The 18,306-nt window shown below is 63.5% G+C and carries 15 protein-coding genes; 9 read left to right on the top strand and 6 right to left on the bottom strand.

Translation table 11 applies throughout. The annotated features are described in order from the left end of the window. Window positions 1–23 precede the first annotated feature (23 nt). The 5 genes from VQ03_RS20130 to VQ03_RS32105 all read right to left on the bottom strand — a co-directional run bounded on the left by VQ03_RS20130 (window position 24) and on the right by VQ03_RS32105 (window position 6,023). Complete coding sequence (locus tag VQ03_RS20130) at window positions 24–1,007, bottom strand: GDP-mannose 4,6-dehydratase (RefSeq protein WP_048452685.1); 984 nt, start codon at window positions 1,005–1,007, stop codon at window positions 24–26. A gap of 293 nt (window positions 1,008–1,300) precedes the next feature. Next, window positions 1,301–3,295 carry a glycosyltransferase family 4 protein gene (locus VQ03_RS20125; protein WP_245292145.1) on the bottom strand — a complete coding sequence of 665 codons (1,995 nt, stop codon included), beginning with the start codon at window positions 3,293–3,295 and terminating at the stop codon, window positions 1,301–1,303. A 91-nt stretch (window positions 3,296–3,386) separates the two neighbouring features. Continuing rightward, entirely contained in the window at window positions 3,387–4,028 is a 642-nt protein-coding gene (locus VQ03_RS20120; protein ID WP_048452683.1) for a hypothetical protein, read from the bottom strand. 478 nt (window positions 4,029–4,506) lie between these two features. Further along, the gene (locus VQ03_RS20115; RefSeq protein WP_048452682.1) at window positions 4,507–5,292 is read right to left on the bottom strand and encodes a SapC family protein; all 786 of its coding nucleotides are present in this window, start codon (window positions 5,290–5,292) and stop codon (window positions 4,507–4,509) included. Next, window positions 5,289–6,023 carry a SapC family protein gene (locus VQ03_RS32105; protein ID WP_083468117.1) on the bottom strand — a complete coding sequence of 245 codons (735 nt, stop codon included), beginning with the start codon at window positions 6,021–6,023 and terminating at the stop codon, window positions 5,289–5,291. Before VQ03_RS32105 ends, VQ03_RS20115 begins: the two co-directional genes overlap by 4 nt. 331 nt (window positions 6,024–6,354) lie before the next feature. Between VQ03_RS32105 and VQ03_RS20105 the strand changes: the two genes are divergently transcribed. After that, window positions 6,355–7,233, top strand: coding sequence for a hypothetical protein (locus VQ03_RS20105; RefSeq protein WP_048452680.1), 879 nt, complete (start codon window positions 6,355–6,357; stop codon window positions 7,231–7,233). Window positions 7,234–7,401: 168 nt separating this feature from the next. On the opposite strand, the gene VQ03_RS33175 is transcribed toward VQ03_RS20105, so the two are convergent. Then, window positions 7,402–7,770 (bottom strand): hypothetical protein, encoded by a 369-nt coding sequence (locus tag VQ03_RS33175; protein ID WP_157064181.1) that lies wholly within the window; start codon window positions 7,768–7,770, stop codon window positions 7,402–7,404. On the opposite strand from VQ03_RS33175, the gene VQ03_RS20100 reads away from it, so the two are divergent. The 8 genes from VQ03_RS20100 to VQ03_RS34330 all read left to right on the top strand — a co-directional run. Continuing rightward, window positions 7,745–9,283, top strand: coding sequence for a DUF4214 domain-containing protein (locus VQ03_RS20100; protein ID WP_157064180.1), 1,539 nt, complete (start codon window positions 7,745–7,747; stop codon window positions 9,281–9,283). The genes VQ03_RS33175 and VQ03_RS20100 overlap by 26 nt on opposite strands. Next, window positions 9,284–10,093, top strand: coding sequence for a class I SAM-dependent methyltransferase (locus VQ03_RS20095; RefSeq protein WP_342586470.1), 810 nt, complete (start codon window positions 9,284–9,286; stop codon window positions 10,091–10,093). A gap of 13 nt (window positions 10,094–10,106) precedes the next feature. Then, entirely contained in the window at window positions 10,107–11,303 is a 1,197-nt protein-coding gene (locus VQ03_RS20090; protein WP_053078669.1) for a glycosyltransferase, read from the top strand. A gap of 363 nt (window positions 11,304–11,666) precedes the next feature. Further along, a complete protein-coding gene (locus tag VQ03_RS20085) occupies window positions 11,667–13,358 on the top strand; it encodes a type I secretion system permease/ATPase (protein WP_053078668.1) in 1,692 nt (563 codons plus the stop codon). 12 nt (window positions 13,359–13,370) lie between these two features. Then, window positions 13,371–14,693 carry an HlyD family type I secretion periplasmic adaptor subunit gene (locus VQ03_RS20080; RefSeq protein ID WP_048452677.1) on the top strand — a complete coding sequence of 441 codons (1,323 nt, stop codon included), beginning with the start codon at window positions 13,371–13,373 and terminating at the stop codon, window positions 14,691–14,693. 493 nt (window positions 14,694–15,186) lie between these two features. Next, complete coding sequence (locus VQ03_RS33170; protein ID WP_157064179.1) at window positions 15,187–16,014, top strand: glycosyltransferase; 828 nt, start codon at window positions 15,187–15,189, stop codon at window positions 16,012–16,014. Window positions 16,015–16,305: 291 nt separating this feature from the next. Continuing rightward, window positions 16,306–17,124 (top strand): hypothetical protein, encoded by an 819-nt coding sequence (locus VQ03_RS33165; protein ID WP_157064178.1) that lies wholly within the window; start codon window positions 16,306–16,308, stop codon window positions 17,122–17,124. A gap of 765 nt (window positions 17,125–17,889) precedes the next feature. Beyond that, window positions 17,890–18,306 (top strand): hypothetical protein (locus VQ03_RS34330; RefSeq protein ID WP_208605527.1); only part of this gene is annotated, 417 nt, incomplete at its 3' end.

Genomic DNA, 18,306 nt, shown 5'->3' with positions numbered 1-18,306 from the left:
GTCCGTTCGAGGGCGCCGCGGTCTCAGACGGCGACGCGCAGGCGCGCCAGATCCGCGTCGACCATCTCCCGGATCATCGTCTCGAGCGGGATCTCGGCGCTCCAGCCGAGCACGCGCTTGGCCTTCCCGGGATTGCCGAGCAGCACCTCGACCTCGGCCGGCCGGAACAGGGCCGGGTCGATGACGATGTGATCGTCCGGGTTGAGGCCGACATGGTCGAAGGCGATCGCGCACATGTCGCGCACCGTCGTCGTCCGGCCGGTCGCGATCACGTAATCGTCCGGCGTCTCCTGTTGCAGCATCAGCCACATTGCGCGGACATAGTCCTTGGCGTGGCCCCAGTCGCGCTTCACGTCGATGTTGCCGAGGCGCAGCTCCTTGGCCAGGCCGAGCTTGATCCGGGCGACGCCGTCCGTGACCTTGCGGGTCACGAACTCGGTGCCGCGCAGCGGGCTCTCGTGGTTGAACAGGATGCCGCTCGACGCGTGCAGGCCGAAGCTCTCGCGGTAGTTCACCGTCATCCAGTGCGCGTAGAGCTTCGCGATGCCGTAGGGCGAGCGGGGATAGAACGGCGTCGTCTCGCTCTGCATCGGCTCCTGGATCAGGCCGAACATCTCGGAGGTCGAGGCCTGGTAGAAGCGGGCCTGCGGCTGCCGGGTCCGGATGCTCTCGAGCACGGCGGCGGCACCGAGGCCCGTGACCTGGCCGGTCAGCAGCGGCTGCTGCCAGGACGCCGCCACGAAGGACTGGGCGGCGAGGTTGTAGACCTCGTCCGGCGTCGTCTCCTCGACGATGCGCAGCAGGCTCGACAGGTCCGTGAGGTTGCCGTCGAAGATCTGCACGTCGGATGCGATGCCGAGCCACTTGAGGCGATGATCGAAGACGCCCGCGTGGCTGGAGCGCCGTACGACACCGAAGACGTCGTAACCCTTCTCGAGCAGCAGCTGGGCCAGATAGGCGCCGTCCTGGCCCGTGATGCCGGTGATGAGAGCACGCTTCTTTGCCATAACCTTCACTTTCCTGCCGATCTCAGCAGGGGCGCCGATCGCTCGCGCCCCCCATACGGTCGAGTGTTCCGATGCCCTCAGGCCGGACCGGCCGCGAACGGGGCGACCGCGCCGCAGCGCACCATCCAGATACCATCTCTTCGCGCTCCCCGAGCCCGGATTCTCCGGAGAGGAGAACCGACCGCCCGGCCCTGGAGCGACGTCAGGCGAGACGGATACCGGTTCGTCGCAGACAATGCACCGAAATCAAGCACCAAGAGTGTGGCCCGACCGCACCACGATCGGGCGATGGTCTAGACGGCCCGCTGCAGGGTGGCCGACCCGGCTCCCCGGGCGCGGATCTCCTGCAGGCGCCGGCCGTAGCGCCGGGCGATCGCCGGGACGCTGAAATGCGCCGCGACGAACCGGGCCGCCTCCTGCCCCTTGGCCCGCGCGGCCGCCTTGTCGGTCGCGACCTGACGCATGGCCGCCGCCGCCTGCGCGACGCTCGGATCCGCCCATTGGCTGCCGCGCTCGACGAAGATGTATTCCTCGGTCCGCACGCCCACGAGCTCGTAGTCGACGAGGTAGGCCGTCGCGGGGGTGCAGAAATCCATGTTGCCGCCATAGGCCGTGGCGATGACGGGGCAGCCGAGCTGCATCGCCTCGATCATGCCGAATCCCCAGCCCTCCGACCGGTGCAGCGAGACGTAGCAGTCGCAGGCCTTCTTGAGGGCGAGCAGATCGCCGTAGCGCAGCGTCTCGTTCATCAGGATGATCCGCGGATCCTGCTTGATCAGCTGATCGATGCGCTTCCAGAGCTCGACCTGGTAGGGGTCGGGCACGCGGGTCCTGTTCTGCGTCTTGACGATGAGGGTCGCGTTCTCGCGCTTGTCCGGGAACGCGGCGAGGAACGCCTCGATGGTGGCGATCGGGTTCTTGCGCTCGATGAAAGAGAACGAATCGAACGTGGTCAGGAACACCGTCCCGCCGTCCGGGATCCCGTACTGGCTCAAGGAGGCCGGCTTCACGTCCGGCAGCGACTCCACCGCCATGCCGACGTTGATCACCGGCTTCGACGTGTTGCGGGCGTAGATCTCGCGATTGTACTCGGACGAGACCCAGATCTCGTCGACCAGCTCGAGGCCGAGCCGCTGGCACTTCGGCAGCTTGTCGAGCTCCCAGAAGAAGTAGCCGATATTGTAGGCGTCCGACAGGATCTCGCCCTGCTCGAAGGCGAAGACGAGCGGGATCGACTCGGCATTGAGGTGGATGAGATTGATCTCGCGCGGCCGGTCGAACGGCACCATGGCGAGGTCGGTGGCGAAGCCGACCGGCGCCGGGTTGTCGAGGCCGAAGGGCAGGGCGGTCGGCTTCACCGCCTCGGCCGTGGTGAGGATCTCGTAGGATAGCCGGGTCGCCTGGCCCAGGCCCGAGGTCTGGTGCAGCGGGCCGATCAGCGCCAGGCCGGCCTCGCGCGGTCCCGACAGGTCACGCCGCTGGATCAGGTACTCGCCGCATCCCCGCGAGGGCGCGCTGCGATCCGGTCCGTGCCGCGGCGCGATCTCGGCCTGGCGCAGCAACGCCTCGCCGCGCTCGCGCAGGGCCTTGCCGTCGGAGATTCCCGATCCGGGCGGCAGCGCGAGCTGTGCCAGCACGCGGTCGAAGGTCGTGGCGCCGCCCTGGTCGAGCCGCATCACCCGGCGGATGGTGTCCTGCGGCAGCAGGCGCTGAATGTGAGGCTGCGTGTAGCTCTTGAGCAGCAGGTAATAGAAATAGGCCGCCCGGTCGGCCGTGCGGCCGCCATCGAGGCCGAGCAGCTCCTTGTCGTTCTCGAAGCTGCGCGCCATGAAGTAGTTGAAGGCGTATTCCTGGCCTTGCCACTTCTCTTCGAGGCGCAGCAGAGCCGTCTGCTCGTCGGTGACGAGGAAGCGGTCGAGCTTCGAGATCGGCGCCTTCTGCGTGCACCACCAGAACAGCGCTTCCTTGAGGATGTCGGGCTGGTCGAGGCGGATGTGGCTCGGCAGTTCGCGCGCGACGAAGTTGTAGAGGGCGACGGTCACGGCCGGGGACGCGCCCGCGATCGGCATCGGCTGGTTGAGGAACCGGATCTGCTCGGCCGAGAGGGGCATCTCGTACTTGGCGCTGCGATGCGCCACGTAGTCGATGAGGTACCACATCAGGACCTTGAGCCGATCCTGCAGGGTGCCCGACATGTCGTGGAGGTGGCGCTCGCGCAGGAGCCGGAAGCTCTCGAACTGCACGTACTTGGTGATGAGGCCCTCGGGATCGTTCTTCCGATCGGCCACCTCGACAAGCATGTCGGCCGTTAGGCCTTGCCGGATTGTCATGAAGTTCGCTCGCCTGACTGGTATCTCGGATGCGCGTCGCCGCGGCGTCTCATGCCCCGGGTCGTGACCCGTTCAAATCCTTGGAGCGCGCGTCGATCTCGAACGCGGCTCGCTCCATCGCCCGCCGGAGGGCGGACGGCACCCGCCCGGTCAGCAGCGCCGCCTCGGGATTCACGTCGATCGGGTGTTCGGTGAGGGAGGCGCCGGAGGATGCGAAGTTCACGGTGATGCGGCTGCGCTGACCGAGCCGCGGCAGCTCGATGTGGAAGCCGTGCCGGCCGTTGCCGTGGCCCAGGCGCTCGACATCCTCCCGGTAGATGTCGGCGAGGCCGGTCGTGCGCAAGCCGGTCTCCGTGCAGACCTCGATCGCGACGGGAAGGTTGGGCAATTCGCGGTCGATCGCCCATCCGACGACCGCGTTCTCGTCGACGTAGTCGACGTAGCCGATCCATCGCGACGAAGCGGCTCCGTCCTGGGCCGTGGGCCGCAGCACCGGCAACGGGGTTCGCCCGAGGACTTCGCCCGTATCGACGCGCCGGACCGAGATGGCCGAGAGGTCGCCCTCCCATCCCGCGACGCTGATCTGGAAGCCGTGATAGCCGTCGCCGATCCCGGACTCGAGCAGGTCCTTCCGGAAATTATCCGCCAGCGCCCGTGCGGTCTCGCCCGCCGGCGACACCGCCTCGATCATGATCTTGTTGCGGGGATCGCGCGTATCGAGGGCCCAGCCGACGACGTTTGTCCCGATGATCCCATCGACGGACGCTCGTGAAGAAGGCCGCGACGAGCGGTTTCTGGCTTTGATGCGACTGATGATGTTAGTCATTGACTAGACCCTTACCGATTTGTCCGATGGTCGCGGCCCGCACACCTCTCGTCGTTCTGCGAAACACGCTGAAACACGCCGAAACACGCTCGCGCACTGGCGCGTCCTGATACAGGTTTTGTGTCGACGATACAGTAGAATTCGTCAGCGCCGGCGGGCGCGCAGCGTCGCGTGGAATGTGCGTCACGGCCTTTCGCTTGCCGCCCCAACGCGCCGCCCAAGCGCGGTTCGAGGCGATGTGTCGCGCGATCACACGCGAGGCCATCGTCCTGTCGGCGGAGCCTGAATCGAGAGAAGGGCGTCCGCGACGGGGACGCCCTCCCTCGAAAGTGGGTGCGTGGCGTCAGAACGCGATCTTCTCGCCGGTGTCGAGCCAGTCGAGGTCGGCGGGGAGAGCGGTCGGGACGTAGAGCGGTGCCACGGCGGCCTGACGTAGGGTCGCCTCCGTCGGCGCATGCGCCGTGTCGAGGGTCACGGGTGATTCGGCGGTCGCCGGGAGGAAGGCGGTCGAGAAGGATGCCGCGATCGCCAGCTCGACGGCCCGGGGATCGCGTGCGTACCATCCCGCCATGTCGCTCGACAGCACCTCGGCCGGCCGTGCGGCCGGGACGAAGGCAAGGCCGGCCCGGGGACCCCCGGCTGCTGCCTGGGCGACCTCCGTCTCCAGGAGGAGGGCCACCGCCGCCGAGAGGGCGGCGGCCCCGCGCTGGACGCGGTCGAGCTGGCGGGCGACGTCCTCCGCCTCGGCGCTGAAGGCGCTTCCATCCTCCGTGAACGCGTAGGTGCCGGCGACGCCGACGAGAGCGGGGTCGAGCAGGACGCTCGCGCCGGATGCCCCGAGCATGAAGGGCCGCACGCGCAGCCAGAACGGGACGTAGCCGCCCGTCCAACGCCCTTGCGCGTCGACGAAGCGATTCGCCCGTCCGTCCGCGTCCCCGAGATAGGCGACCACCTCGCAGCCTTGTTCCGTGCGGTGGAAGCCGATCGGGTACTCGCGGGCGACGCGGAGGACTTCCGTCGGGATCAGGGGAACGAAGAGCAGGTCGCGGGCGAACCCGTACTGCGACGGGAAGCTCCAGCGCAGGTTCTGCAGGCGATCAGGCTGGAAGGGAACGAGGGGCAGGCTCATGCGTCGCGCGCTCCGGACGCGGCGGCGCCGGCGCGTTCGGGACGTGTCCGTCGGTGGCGGTCGACGAGCCGCTGCATGTTGAACAACGAGAGATCGTGCAGCGTCACCAGCTCGGCGAACGGGAACCCGTGCTCGGCCACCAGGGCCTGCAAGGCTTCGCCGCGGGCGAGAGGATGGGCGAGGACGCAAAGCCCCTCGATCTCGACCCCCTCGTCCCCGATCTGAAGGCGGAGCGGCCAGTCGACCAGCAATTCCCGCTCAGCGAGCACGCGGGAATAAACTGCCGTGCGGGCGTAGTCACTGGCGAAGACTTCGAGCGCGCGCAGGCGATGAGCTGCCTCGGCGGATGGTGCACCGTTGTCCAAGAACACCGGCATTCCGGGTCGAGAGGACGCGGCGACAGTCTCCTCGATCAGCACGACACCTCGCGAATCCGGAAAAACCCCGGGTGCTACAGACAAGGGATAAGCTCCCATTAGCAACGGCAGAGGGATCCCCCGCGTCATGTCTTCGTCCAGGCTCGTTTTGTGCGGTGCAGAAAGACTGACGAGGGCGGCCAATTCACACACATCACCGGTGCGGCGCCAAACGAGGGGGTAATGCTGGGCCAGAGCCCTCGCTTCGACGGCTACGATCGGCATGATCAACTTGTCGCCGATCCCAGGATATTCAATTAAAGGATGAATAAGTGCGGGATCTTTGTGCTGCAGGGCGCGCACTGTGCCGGACATCGCAGTTCACCAGGAGAGGGCCGAGTCAGGAGGCGAGTGATCGTGATCCACTGGTCTTAGCACAACCAGTGTGGCGCCGTCGCCTCTCCTGGCAGGAAACAGTCCGGACACCGCCCGTTTTAACCATCCTCGGTAGTGCGCCTCGGACACGACCGAAAAAACCTTCGATTCGACGCCGGGCGACGCTTGACGCGGGACCGCTTCCGATGGATTAGATCTTCAAGATTAACAGCCGAGTAACCAAGACCGGCAACCAAGGGGTCTTCCAGTGAAGAGCGCCGTCTCAGCGCGCGGGCAGGTCTCCGTGCGAACGATGAGTGTTGCGCGCGGCATGTTCGCGCTGCGCTACGTTGCGACGGCGATCTCTTACTCTGCGCCGCGCGTCATCGTGTCGGTCGACCCGGACAACGCACAGGTCGTGAAGACGCTCTTCAGTCCGAATGCTGTCGCCGGAGTGCTGCGTCAGCCCGGAGATCTGTGCGTCATCACGGCGGAGAGCGACGCGCTCGTGCTGATCACCATCCTGGGTGAGGGCTGCGACCAGCCGGACGCCGTGACCCTGGAACTGGACCGGCTGGATCGCGAAGTGCCGGCGCTCGCCGCGCCGGCGCGGCGGCCGGCCCTCGCGGTGGCGCCCGATGTTGCGGCGCAAAACGACGAGGATGACGGCGGTCGTGCCGTTTCCCTGCGGCTGGCCGGTCACGTCGAGCGGCGCGGCGACCTGTTCGTCGGCGGCGGCGAGTGGCTCGGCGACCCGAACGGTACGGCTCGCATCGAGGGCTTCTCGCTGCAATGGCCGAAGCGTCCGGCCAATGTCGACATCGCCTATGGCTGCGCGCTTCTCGGCCTCGGCCGCATGCCCGACGTCATCGTCGGCGAGTATGTCGGCACCCGCATGAAGGCGCGGGCCATCAACGGCGTGACATTCAGCCTGATCGGCGCGGATGCCGAGAAATACTCCCTCGTCGTCGAGGCGCGCTTCAGCGACGGCACGCATTTCGGCCCGACGCTGGCCCCGGTGGACCTGCGCGGGCCGACGGGCCGCGAGCATCTGGTCGCCCTGCGGCTGCAGCTCACCGAGGTCAAGGCGCGCAAGCCGGCGCCCGAAGCGCCGCGCGTTGCGGTGGCCGCTCCTCAGCCGGCCGCTCAGATCCACCAACGCAAGCCGGCCCGCATCTTCCGCGCGCCGCGCATTGCGGCGGCGATGTAATCATTAGTTCAACATAATATAATCAAGGGGCGATACCGTGGCTGACGCATATAACGCACCTGTGGCCCAGGTGTTGACTACAATCTTGCAGGAGACACCAAGCGCATCAGCCAGCGCGACCGCGTCCGCTGCGGTTCAGGCCGCGCTCAACAAGGTGATCTCGAAGTTTCAGACTGGTGCGAACCCGGGCGATGCGCCGGCGACGCAGCGCGAGGTGCTGGCCGGAAACGAGATCTCGACCGCTCCGGTGGCGAGCTTCGTCTCGAGCGCGCCGACGAACATCGCCAACTCGTCGCAATCGTCGATCGTGACGTATTCCGGCGGTTCGACCGTGTTCGGCACGTCGAATAGCGACCAGGAGCGGTTCATCGCCGTCACCGACGATACGTCGATGAACGTCGAGTTGGGCGGCTCCGGTCCGACGACGGTCGCGACGGGCGGTGGCAATGCGACGATCACGGCGGCGAGCACGGGCGGCACCACCGTTGTCGGTGGCTCCGGCACGCTCGCGGTGAACGCGAAGGCCGGCGACGCCAACGTCGTGCTCGGCTCGGGTGCCGGGACGATCCTCGCCGAGACCCCGGGTACGGTGAAGGTCGAGGCGAGCACGGGCGACCTCAAGTTCGCCTCCACCGGATCCGGCAACACCGAGGTCTCCCTCGGCTCCGGTAGCGCCCAGGTCCTGACGACCGGTTCCGGCACGACCGTGGTCAACGGCGGCACCGGCGCGATGGCCGTCAACGCGGTCGGCGGCGGCGCGGCGATCATCAATGCCTCACAGTCCAGCAATGCCACCGTCTCGACCGGACGCGGCGACGACACCCTCATCGTCGGTCAGGGAACGGTCAATGCCGACCTCGGGTCCGGCAACAACGTCGTCCTGACCTCGGCCCCGACGCCGTCGACCGGCAGGTCCGGGTTCGTCGCGTCGAACTCGCATGACGGCTACGCCGTCAGCGTCGACGGCAACAACCGCATCGTCCTCGACGACGGCCAAGGCCACGTCTCGACCCTCGCCAACGTCAACGTCGTCCAGTTCAGCAACGGGTCGACCTTCGTCAAGGCCTCGACGGCGGACGAGGCCATCATCGCCCGCATGTACGAGGCGGTGCTCGACCGCACGGCCGATTCCAACGGCATCTACAGCTGGTGGGACGCGTATAACAGCGGGCAGCTGTCGCTGCAGCAGGTCGGATCCTCGTTCCTCAATTCGACCGAAGCCCAGACGAAGGGCTTCGGGCCGGGCGTCGACAACACGACCTTCGTCACCAACTTGTATCATAACCTCCTGGAGCGCGATCCTGACGGTCCGGGCCTGCAGGACTGGACGAGCGCTCTGAACAACGGCTCGTTGTCACGGGCCGACGTCTTGATCAGCTTCACGGCCTCGATCGAAGGCGCTGCGACGAACGCCGGCAGCGTGCTGCTCTCCACCGTCTCAGGAGCCGGGCAGGACTACACGCCCCACACCTTCAACGTCATTCCGGACGGCTCGCAGACCGTTTCGGGCGGCGCAGGCTTCGACGTCGTCAACTTCGCCGGCAGCAAGTCCAATTTCACCACGCAGATCGATCTCGACAAGGTCACGGTGTTCAACGCCGCGTCCAACTCGACGACGACGATCAACCACGCCGAGTACATCAAGTTCGGTGACGGCAGCGTGATGATCAACGCCGCCAGCACGGACCAAGCGGTGATCGCGCGGATGTACGACGCGGTGCTGAACCGCGACGCCGATGCCGACGGCCTCCACAACTGGTGGGCCGCGCACGACAACGGCATGAGCCTGCAGGACATCGCCCACAGCTTCCTCACCAGCCCCGAGTTCCAGGCACAGTCGGGCAACCTCTCCGACTCGGCCTTCGTCTCGCTCATGTACAACAACATGCTGGGACGGGCGCCGGACCAGGGCGGTCTCGAGAACTGGACCAAGGAGCTCTCGCACGGGATGTCGCGCGAGGACCTGGTGATCAACATCGCCAAGTCGCTCGAGGGTGCCAACCACTCGGCCGAGACGATCAAGATCATCGACCACACGCACAGCTTCTGAGTGCATTCCCGCGACGGGAAAGAAGGCCGGGCCTCGTGCCCGGCCTTCCTTCGTTTACGGCCGTCATTTGGCCCGGCATGTTCCACGCCGTCGTCGAGGCGGCCTGATTTGGGACATCTTGCTGGGCCACAGACTTGCTTATCGCTGTGGCGGCCGGTGTGGCCCGCCCGGGAGGAACATGGTTTGAGTGCGCAGCGAGATCCGGATTCATCGCGAACGCGCCGCACCGTCCTGCATGTCGGCTGCGGAACTTACGCGCCCGAGAAGCTGCACCCGGCGTTCCGGGACGGGAGCTGGCAGGAGATCCGGATGGACCTCGATCCCAGGACCAAGCCGGATCTCGTCGGCTCGATGACGGACCTCTCGGCCTTCGGCGACGGGACGGTCGGCGCGGTATGGTCGGCGCACAACATCGAGCACCTCCACGATCACGAGGTGCCCGTGGCGTTTCGCGAATTCCGTCGGGTTCTGGATCGGGACGGCTACGCGTTGATCACGACACCCGACCTCGCTGCGGTGGCGGGGCTCGTGGTCAATGGGCAGCTCGAAGCTCCCGCCTATCATTCGCCGGCAGGGCCGATCACCGCGCTCGACATGCTCTTCGGTCATCGCGCATCGATCCGCTCCGGCTTCGACTTGATGGCGCATCGGACCGCATTCACCGCCGAGCGGCTGGTCCGGCTGCTGCTCGAGGCGGGATTTCCGAAAGTGCTCGTCCGGCGCGGGCTTCGCTACGACCTCTGGGCGGTCGCGCTGGCGTCGGAGACGAGCCAGGACGATGCCTTCGCCGATCTCATCCGTGAGTCTTGAGGACGCGGGACCGATGGCGTTGCGTGTTCTCCTCGTCCATCAGACGTTCCCGTCCCAGCTCGTCGCCGTGCTCGAAGCGCTCGAGGAGCGGGGCGATGTGGAGCTCGCCGGGATCGGCATGAACCCCTACCGTCGTCGGGGGTTGCGGTACCGCCAGTACACGCCGGCCCTGATCGAGCATACCGGCGACATGGTGCTCGACGACCTGACCACGCGCGCCGCGATGGCGGCCGGGGCGGCGGCGGCGGCCCGCGCGCTCAGCTACGACGGGTTCGTGCCCGACGTCATCGTGGCCCATCCGGGCTGGGGCGAGGCTCTCTACCTCAAGGACCTGTTCCCGCGGGCAAAGCTGGTCTGCTACTGCGAATACTACTACCTCCGCGAGGGCGGAGAGGTGAACTTCGACCCAGAATTCCCGCCCGCGACGCCCGAGATCCTGCACCGGATGCGGGCCCGCAATGCCATCACCCTCGCGAGCCTGGAGGATGCGGAAATCGGTGTCGCGCCGACGATCTGGCAGCGCTTCACGTTTCCGGCCTTCCTGCACCAGCGCATCCGGATCATCCACGAGGGCATCGTGCCCCCGACATCCGAGGCGGGCGGCATCGGTCGCCCCGTTCCAGCGCGTGAGGAGAACGTCGTGACCTTCGCGGCGCGGCATCTCGAGCCCCATCGCGGCTTCCACACCTTCATGAGGGCCGTGCCCCGAATCCTGCGACAGAACCCGGCGGCGGATATCCGCATCATCGGCTCCGAGCAGGGCGGATACGGCCCGCCGCCCGGTGACGGCCGGACCTGGAAGGAGACCTTGCTGGCGGAGGTCGGGCACGGCCTCGATTCGAGGCGCGTCCACTTCCTCGGGTTGCTGGACCGTCCGCGCTACGTCGAGCTCCTGCGCCGGACGAGCGTTCACACCTACCTGACCTACCCGTTCGTCCTGTCGTGGTCGGCCCTCGAGGCGATGGCGCTGGGATGTCCGATGGCGATCTCGGACACGACCCCGACGCGGGAACTGATCCGGACCGGCGACGAGGCCGAGGTCGTCGACTTCTTCGACGCGGACGCCCTGGCCGACGCGATCTGCCGGTTGCTGGGCGACCGACGTCGCCGCGACGCGCTGAGCCGGTATGGTCCGGCGATCATCGCCGAACGACGTCTCGCCCGCGCGGAAGGGCGGGAATCGTGGCGGCAGCTGATCCTCTCCCTCTGATGGCGGCGCGATGCGGTGACCGTCCAGCGGGAGGGAGCTTCCGTCGTGCCGGACCGGTGTGGCCGGATCACCTCAAGTCGAGCCGTTGGCTCCTTGGTCATGTCATAAAATGATGTATGATAGGAGGCCGCGCCGAAGACCGCCGGACCTGCACCACAAGATAGAAACAATGCGCCGAGTGGGCCGCGACTTGCATCGCACCGGATGCTTGCCGTTGGCACGAGGTTACGGATCGCTGAGAAGAGCCACCCTGGGGGTGGAGCGTGAGGCGTACCGGTGAGGAGAGCGGATTTGACACGGGGCAAAGCGAAACGGCGCGGGCCACACAAGGGCGACACGCCCCTGGACCGCGGGATTCAGGCCGTGAGGCCGGCCCTGGTGCATCTGTGCCTGTTCAGCCTCCTCCTCAACCTCCTGAGCTTCGCCACCGTCATCTATACGATGCAGGTCTTCGACCGCGTGCTGTCGACGCGCAGCATCAACACGCTGATCTCTCTGACGGTCCTGCTCCTGCTCGCCTGTGCCGCAACGGCGCTGCTGAGCGCCTGCCGGGACTCGGCCCTGCGTCGCATGGGCATCGCGCTCGACCGCGAGGTGGCCGGCGACCTCTACGACCTGGTCTATGCCGAGACCCTGGAGACGCGCCGCCTCGACACCATGCACGCCTTCCGCGACCTGGAGACGGTCCGGCAGTTCACGGCGAGCCAGGCCATCGCCCCGCTCTTCGACCTGCCCTGGATCCCGATCTACGTGGTCGTCGCCTTCTCGCTGCACGTGTGGCTCGGCCTCGCCATGATGGCGGCGATCGTCGTCGTGCTGGTGCTCGCGCTGCTCAACGAGTTCCTCAACCGCGCGAATCTCGACCGGGCCTCGCAGCACGCGGCGCAGAGCCAGCGGCTGCTGGACACCGCCTCGCGCGAGGCCGAGGTCCTGCACGTCATGGCGATGGTTCCAGGCTTTCGGGTGCAATGGCTCGCGGCCCATGGCCAGGCCCTCGGCTGGCAGCTCGCGGCCGCCCATTTGTCGAAGGCGATCGCCACCGTCCTGAAGTTCTGGCAGCAATTCACGTCGTTCGGCCTCGTCGCGCTGTCGGCCTACCTCGCCATCCAGGGGCAGGTCTCCGGCGGGGTCATGTTCGCCGTGATGTTCATCGGCGGCGCCTGCATCGGCGTCGTCCAGTCGGCCTCCAGCCAGTGGCCGGTCTTCCTTCGGGCGCGCCAATCCTATGGTCGGCTGCAGGCGCTGTTCCGTGCGGCGGAGAGCGTCGGTCCTCGGATGGCGCTGCCGCGTCCGGAGGGGCGGGTGGATGTCGAGGGGCTGGCGGTGACGGCACCGGGGACGCCGCACTTCATCCTGAGCCAGGTCAGCTTCTCGCTACCGGCCGGGACGGTGACGGCGGTGGTGGGTCCGAGCGGGGCGGGCAAGTCGACGCTGGTGCGCTGCCTGATCGGGATCTGGGCGCCGTCGCTGGGGGCGGTGCGGCTGGACGGGTCGGAGCTGCAGCACTGGGAGGCGGATGCGCTGGGTCAGCATCTCGGCTACCTGCCACAGAGCGTGGAGCTGTTGTCGGGGACGATCGCGCAGAACATCGCGCGGTTCGGTCCGGTGGACGATGCGGCGGTGCTGGCGGCGGCGCAGCTGGCGGGGGTGCACGAGGTGATCCAGCAGCTGCCGCGGGGCTACGACACGGATGTGGGGGAGGGCGGGAGCGCGCTGTCGGGCGGACAGCGGCAGCGGATCGGTCTGGCGCGGGCGATCTACGGGGACCCGGCGCTGGTGGTTCTGGACGAGCCGAACTCGAACCTGGACGCGGTGGGTGAGGCGGCTCTGGCGCAGGCGCTGGAGGTCCTGAAGGGTCGTGGGACGACCTGCGTGCTGATCACCCACAAGGCGAACGTGCTGACGCTGGCGGACTACATCCTGGTGCTGAAGGACGGAACGGTGTCGCGCTTCGGTACACGCGACGAGGTTCTCACGCCGCAACCCACCCCGAGCGAGCCCAAGGCGGACCGACCGGCGCCGATGCTACGTCCCAGCCTGGCACAAACCTCCTGACGAGATTGGGCGATGACTTCCCTGGTACACGTCTCTGCTCCCCCGATCGCGACGGACTGGCGCAAACCTGTCCTGGCCGCCTACGGGCTGATTCTCGTCGCCTTCGGGGGCGGCGCCGGCTGGGCGACGATCGCCAAGCTTGAGAGCGCGGCGATCGCCCCCGGCGTGATCGTCGCGCAAACCAACAAGAAGACCGTTCAGCACCTCGAAGGCGGCATCGTCCGGGATATCCTCGTCCGGGATGGGGATTCCGTCCAGGAGGGGCAGCTCCTGATGCGGATGGACGACACGCAGGCGAAGGCGTCGCTGGACACCCTACGCGGTCAGCTGATCGCCGCCCGCATCCAGGAGGCGCGTCTTCTCGCCGAGCGCGATCAGACCTTCGCGATCACCTTGCCGGACGAGCTTGCTGCGCAGCGCAGCGACCCCGCCGTTGTGCGGGCACTCGAGGACCAGACCCGCAACATGCGCGAGCGGCAGGTCTATCTGCGCTCGCAGATCGACGTGCTCAATGCCAAGATCGCCCAGACGGAGCAGGAGTTGCGGGCGCTCGCCAACGATGGCGAGGTCGCCAAGCAGCAATTAGTGACGATCGATCGGGAACTCCGCGGACTGAACGAGCTGCTGGCCAAGCAACTCGTTCCGGTGTCGCGCGTCACGCCCCTCGAGCGTGAGCGGTACCGCCTGCTGGGCGTCATTGACCGCGCCGCCTCCGACTCGAAAAAGGGTGCGCAGGCGGTCCAGGAAACCAAGCTCACGATCATCCAAGCGCAGAAGCAGTTCTTGCAGCAGGTCTCGACCGACATCATCGATGTGCGCAAGACACTGTCGGACCTCAACGAGAAGGAGCGGGTGGCGCAAGACGTCCTCACGCGGGTGGAGGTGCGGGCGCCGCGCACCGGTATCGTCCAGGCGCTCAAGGTCTTCACTCTCGGCGCAGTCGTGCGGCCGGGTGACCCCTTGCTCGAGATCGCCCCAACGGGCGACCAACTGACCGTGACGGTGCAGATCTCGCCTGCCGACATCGACTCCGTCTCGGAGGGGCTGCAGGCGGAAGTTCGTTTTCCGAGCTATCACTCGCGCCGCGTGCCTTACATGCACGGGCAGTTGAGATCCGTTTCCTACGACCGGCTGACGGACCCGCAAAATCCACAGAATATCTATTTCCAAGGTGAGGTGACCGTTCGCTCCGCCGCTATTCCGACCGAGATTAAGGACAAACTAAAGCCCGGCATGCCGGCCGAGGTCGTGATAACGACTGGCGAGCAAACACCAATCGACTATTTTCTAGGACCCTTATTCGACCGCGTAGGACACGGCCTTCGTGAGAAATAGTCCATGGTGTGATTGTAACACGATTTTTAGCGTGGAGTTGTCAATTAGGGGGAGGCATTTCCGACTGACACTAAGGACATCAGAAGCTCGTGATGAAATATCTTGAAGCACATCGACGAACACAACGGCTAATCATCCGAGGCCTGCTGGGCCAACGTCCTTGCCGAAGCCGGCGTCCGCGGGGTGTTCGTGCAGGACAATCAGCTTTTCCCATTCGACCAGAGCACTTCCAGACCGAGCAGTAGTTGATCCTGGAGTAAGCTCTTGTATCCGTCCGGCCTTCCCGTTACTCACATCTTCGGCACGCGGTTTGCCCCGTCTCATCTGGCCGTGATTTCGTCTGTGACGCCAGCCCACTGTCCACTAACATTCCACTCGGGCCACCCCGTGGGGGCTGATCGCCACAAAGGCACTGCTTGCACTCCGGCAAGGAACTGTTCTATCATTCAACTACCGCCAGACAGTAGTCTCTGCGGCAAGCGCGAGAAATCGAATGAATAACTTAGAAATTAGGCAATGGGTATTCAGTTTTGATGAAAGATCGGCGGAATGGTTTCGCGACATGATAAAAGTTGCGGTTATTTCAGCGCGAGAAAAAACTAAGTTAGAGCCTATTTGTCTATTTGATGGAAATGGAGAAAGGCCGATTTTAAGCTGGCTTAGATCGAATGGCGTTAAAATTATAAGAACCTGTGTTCCATTTCGACAAGAACTGTTCTCTGCCGAAACCACGAATGCAAATGCTGGTACACCGTTCACTCCGGAGCATGCGGCCGGCGCCTATCTGCGCATGTACTCACCTGAACACGTTGACGATGAATTTTTCTTGTACACGGATTGCGACGTTATGTTTACTGGCGATGTTGAGAATATGAATCCAAAGCCGCCGATCGTCGCCGCATGTGGGGAGACAGTCGCAGAGGGAATAGTTGTAAAACCTGGGTCTACGTTTAACAGCGGGGTAATGATCATTAATAAAACCGGCTTTAAAGCTGCTCGTGATATGATTATTGACATAGCTCGAAAGCATAATTTCTATCATAAAAAGAATTTTTCATACGATCAAACAATTATTAATATGGCGTTAGAAGGTAAGTGGGACGTATTGCCAGCAACTATGAATTGGCGCCCCTTCCAGGGTATTAATAAGGACGCGCGTATCGTTCATTTTCACGGTCCGAAGCCTCACCGAATTTCTGATATACTCTCCGGTAAAGCCTCGACTGAAGAAGCAGAGGCGATGCGCGACTTGCTAACCGCGCATAGAGAAGGCTATGAGTATTATGTTGGTGAATACAACAGATATCTGGCGCAATCTTAGGGTCAAGTTATGCCTGGGTCACGACGCACATTTATTTCCGGTCTTGTGGGAGGATCTATAAGCGTTCCAATTTCCGTTAAAGCACGTGACTCTCGATCGCAGAGTGCTGAACGCGCGCCGTTCTGGTCTGATGTTGATGGTAAAATACCAACAACTACAAGATTTCCCGGTCGGGTCTTCGTTGGGGCGGCAGCAGAAATGCCAACCAGTCGTGCTGGTGGCAACTCTACTTGGCTTCCGAATGGATCATTTGGAGCTTCTTGGGCGCCCAGAGATGCACAATTTGCTGTCATGCAGGATCGTGGCGGTTTAGCCGTGGTTGGTATGTCCCGGGTTTCGGATAGCGATGATTTAAGCAACGCTGCTTCGGTGGGAGTAGGTGGGTTCGTTGTGGTAGATGGCAGTCGCAGGCGTCCTGGATGGGCTCTTTATGCTGACGTACAACACGAGGCCACGTCCCCTACTCAGTCATATGGACTTGAAGTAGCTGCCAAAAACAAAGGTAACGATTACACTTCTAATCCTTATCGATTGACGTACGGTGTCTATGGTGTCTGGCTTGCAGCCGGTGGAGATGATGCCTACGGTGGAAAGCCAGCAAATCCAAGCAACGCTGCCCTTGTCGTATTAAAAAATAAGCACACCTGGAACGCGGGCATAATAATCGGTTCTGACGCAATTACAGGAACGGATGGCCGGGTAGGTACCGCGAACGCGTTGAGAATGGCTAAGGGGCATGCTGTTGCATGGTACGTTCCAGATGGTCGACTTGGCGCTGCGATCAGATCGGATGTCACCGATGCTGCTGGGTCCGTTCTGCAGATATTTAGTAACGATAGGATAGATTATCTTGGATCGAATGGAAGGCCTATCATGGCGTTCCGAGGTGACGCCCAATCTTCTAAATGGTTGCTGATTAGTAGCAGTTCAGAAGGAGCATCGCCCGCAATCGAAGCCGTCGGCGAGAATGCTGGCCTGATGCTGAGAACTACGGGATCTGGCTTAGTACAGTTTGGTACGTTCCAGGCGTCGCCTTCAGTTGAGGTGGCTGGTTATATATTAGTCAAAGATAGTAGCGGAGCAGAAAGAAAGCTGGCTGTCATCCACTAAATAGGGTAAAATAATGATTATCGACAAAGAAGATCATCGTGCAATTCTGCTCGAATTGATCGAGAAAGCCCATTTCACCGGAGCTGTGGCGCGAAAAGTTGTTGAGCTAATTGACGCGATCGAGAACGCTACTTGCGTTGGAGACGAAGAAGAGTACAAGTCTGACCTCGATCTTTCGAAGCCGGCTTAGCAACTTCGACTCCGGAAATAGTACTAATGTTGTGCTTCGGATTTTGGGGTGCGACCGCTCGATCTCTGGCGTCTGCCTCAGGTATATAGCCGTTGAAACGTACCATTCGGGCGCAGACGAGGATGATAGCCAATGTCTTTGTGTCTCAACCGCGCGCCTCTGTTCTGGACTGGGCCGACGCTTTGCCGTTACACAGGGAAGGTGGGAACCAAGCGCTCGGACGGAGCTCGCCAGGAGTTGTGGGGGCGAATGCTTAGAACTCCTAACACAACCGGTTTTCGCGCCCGCTAAGTGATTGAAACTGCTGGCGCAGAGGCGGTTTAGATAGGTGCTCTTAATGAGGAACGTTGATGCTGCGAACTGGCGTTTGACCCTCCTGTTTTGCATCTCGACCAAGCGGTAAATGGTAGACAGGCCTACTCCAAACTTAGTGACAGGTGACAGATGAGCAAACGCAGGTTGCTTGATGTTGATAAATTGCAAGAGCGGCAATCATGCGTCGAAGTCCAACTTCAACTCAGCCCGCAACAAATATATGTGAAGGTTTTGAGCTTAATCTCGCAAGGTTCGTTGACATGAACTCGGGCGCAGTCTTAAGCATGCTGTCGGATGTGCTGCCGGCTGATATTGCTGCTCTCATTCCCCCCTTCCAGCCTGATCTGAGCGCGCCTGTATTCAAGTCGATCAAAGTGCATCGTGTACATGCTTGTTCACGCCTAGATTGCGGGATAGAAGTGTTAGGTGATTGCGGGTCCGGAAATATTATTGTTTACGATGAGCAGCAGTCTGGCTTGGATCTTAAAATTAATTTCTGCGGGTCGTTAGGGTCGGTAATAATAATTGGCAAGAGCAGTCCTGTATCGGGTACAATAACTGTTAAAGGCAATTATTCACTCTGTTGCTGTTCTGGTATTGGCGGTGCGCAAGGTTATAATCGGTTGAACTTGAATCTCGAGGCTAACGGTGGATTAATACCGCCGCGCTTAGGTTTT

It is taken from the genome of Methylobacterium tarhaniae (assembly GCF_001043955.1).
Lineage (GTDB): Bacteria > Pseudomonadota > Alphaproteobacteria > Rhizobiales > Beijerinckiaceae > Methylobacterium > Methylobacterium tarhaniae.
Note: the sequence above shows the minus strand (reverse complement) of the source record. Positions and strands in the feature narration are given on the sequence as shown.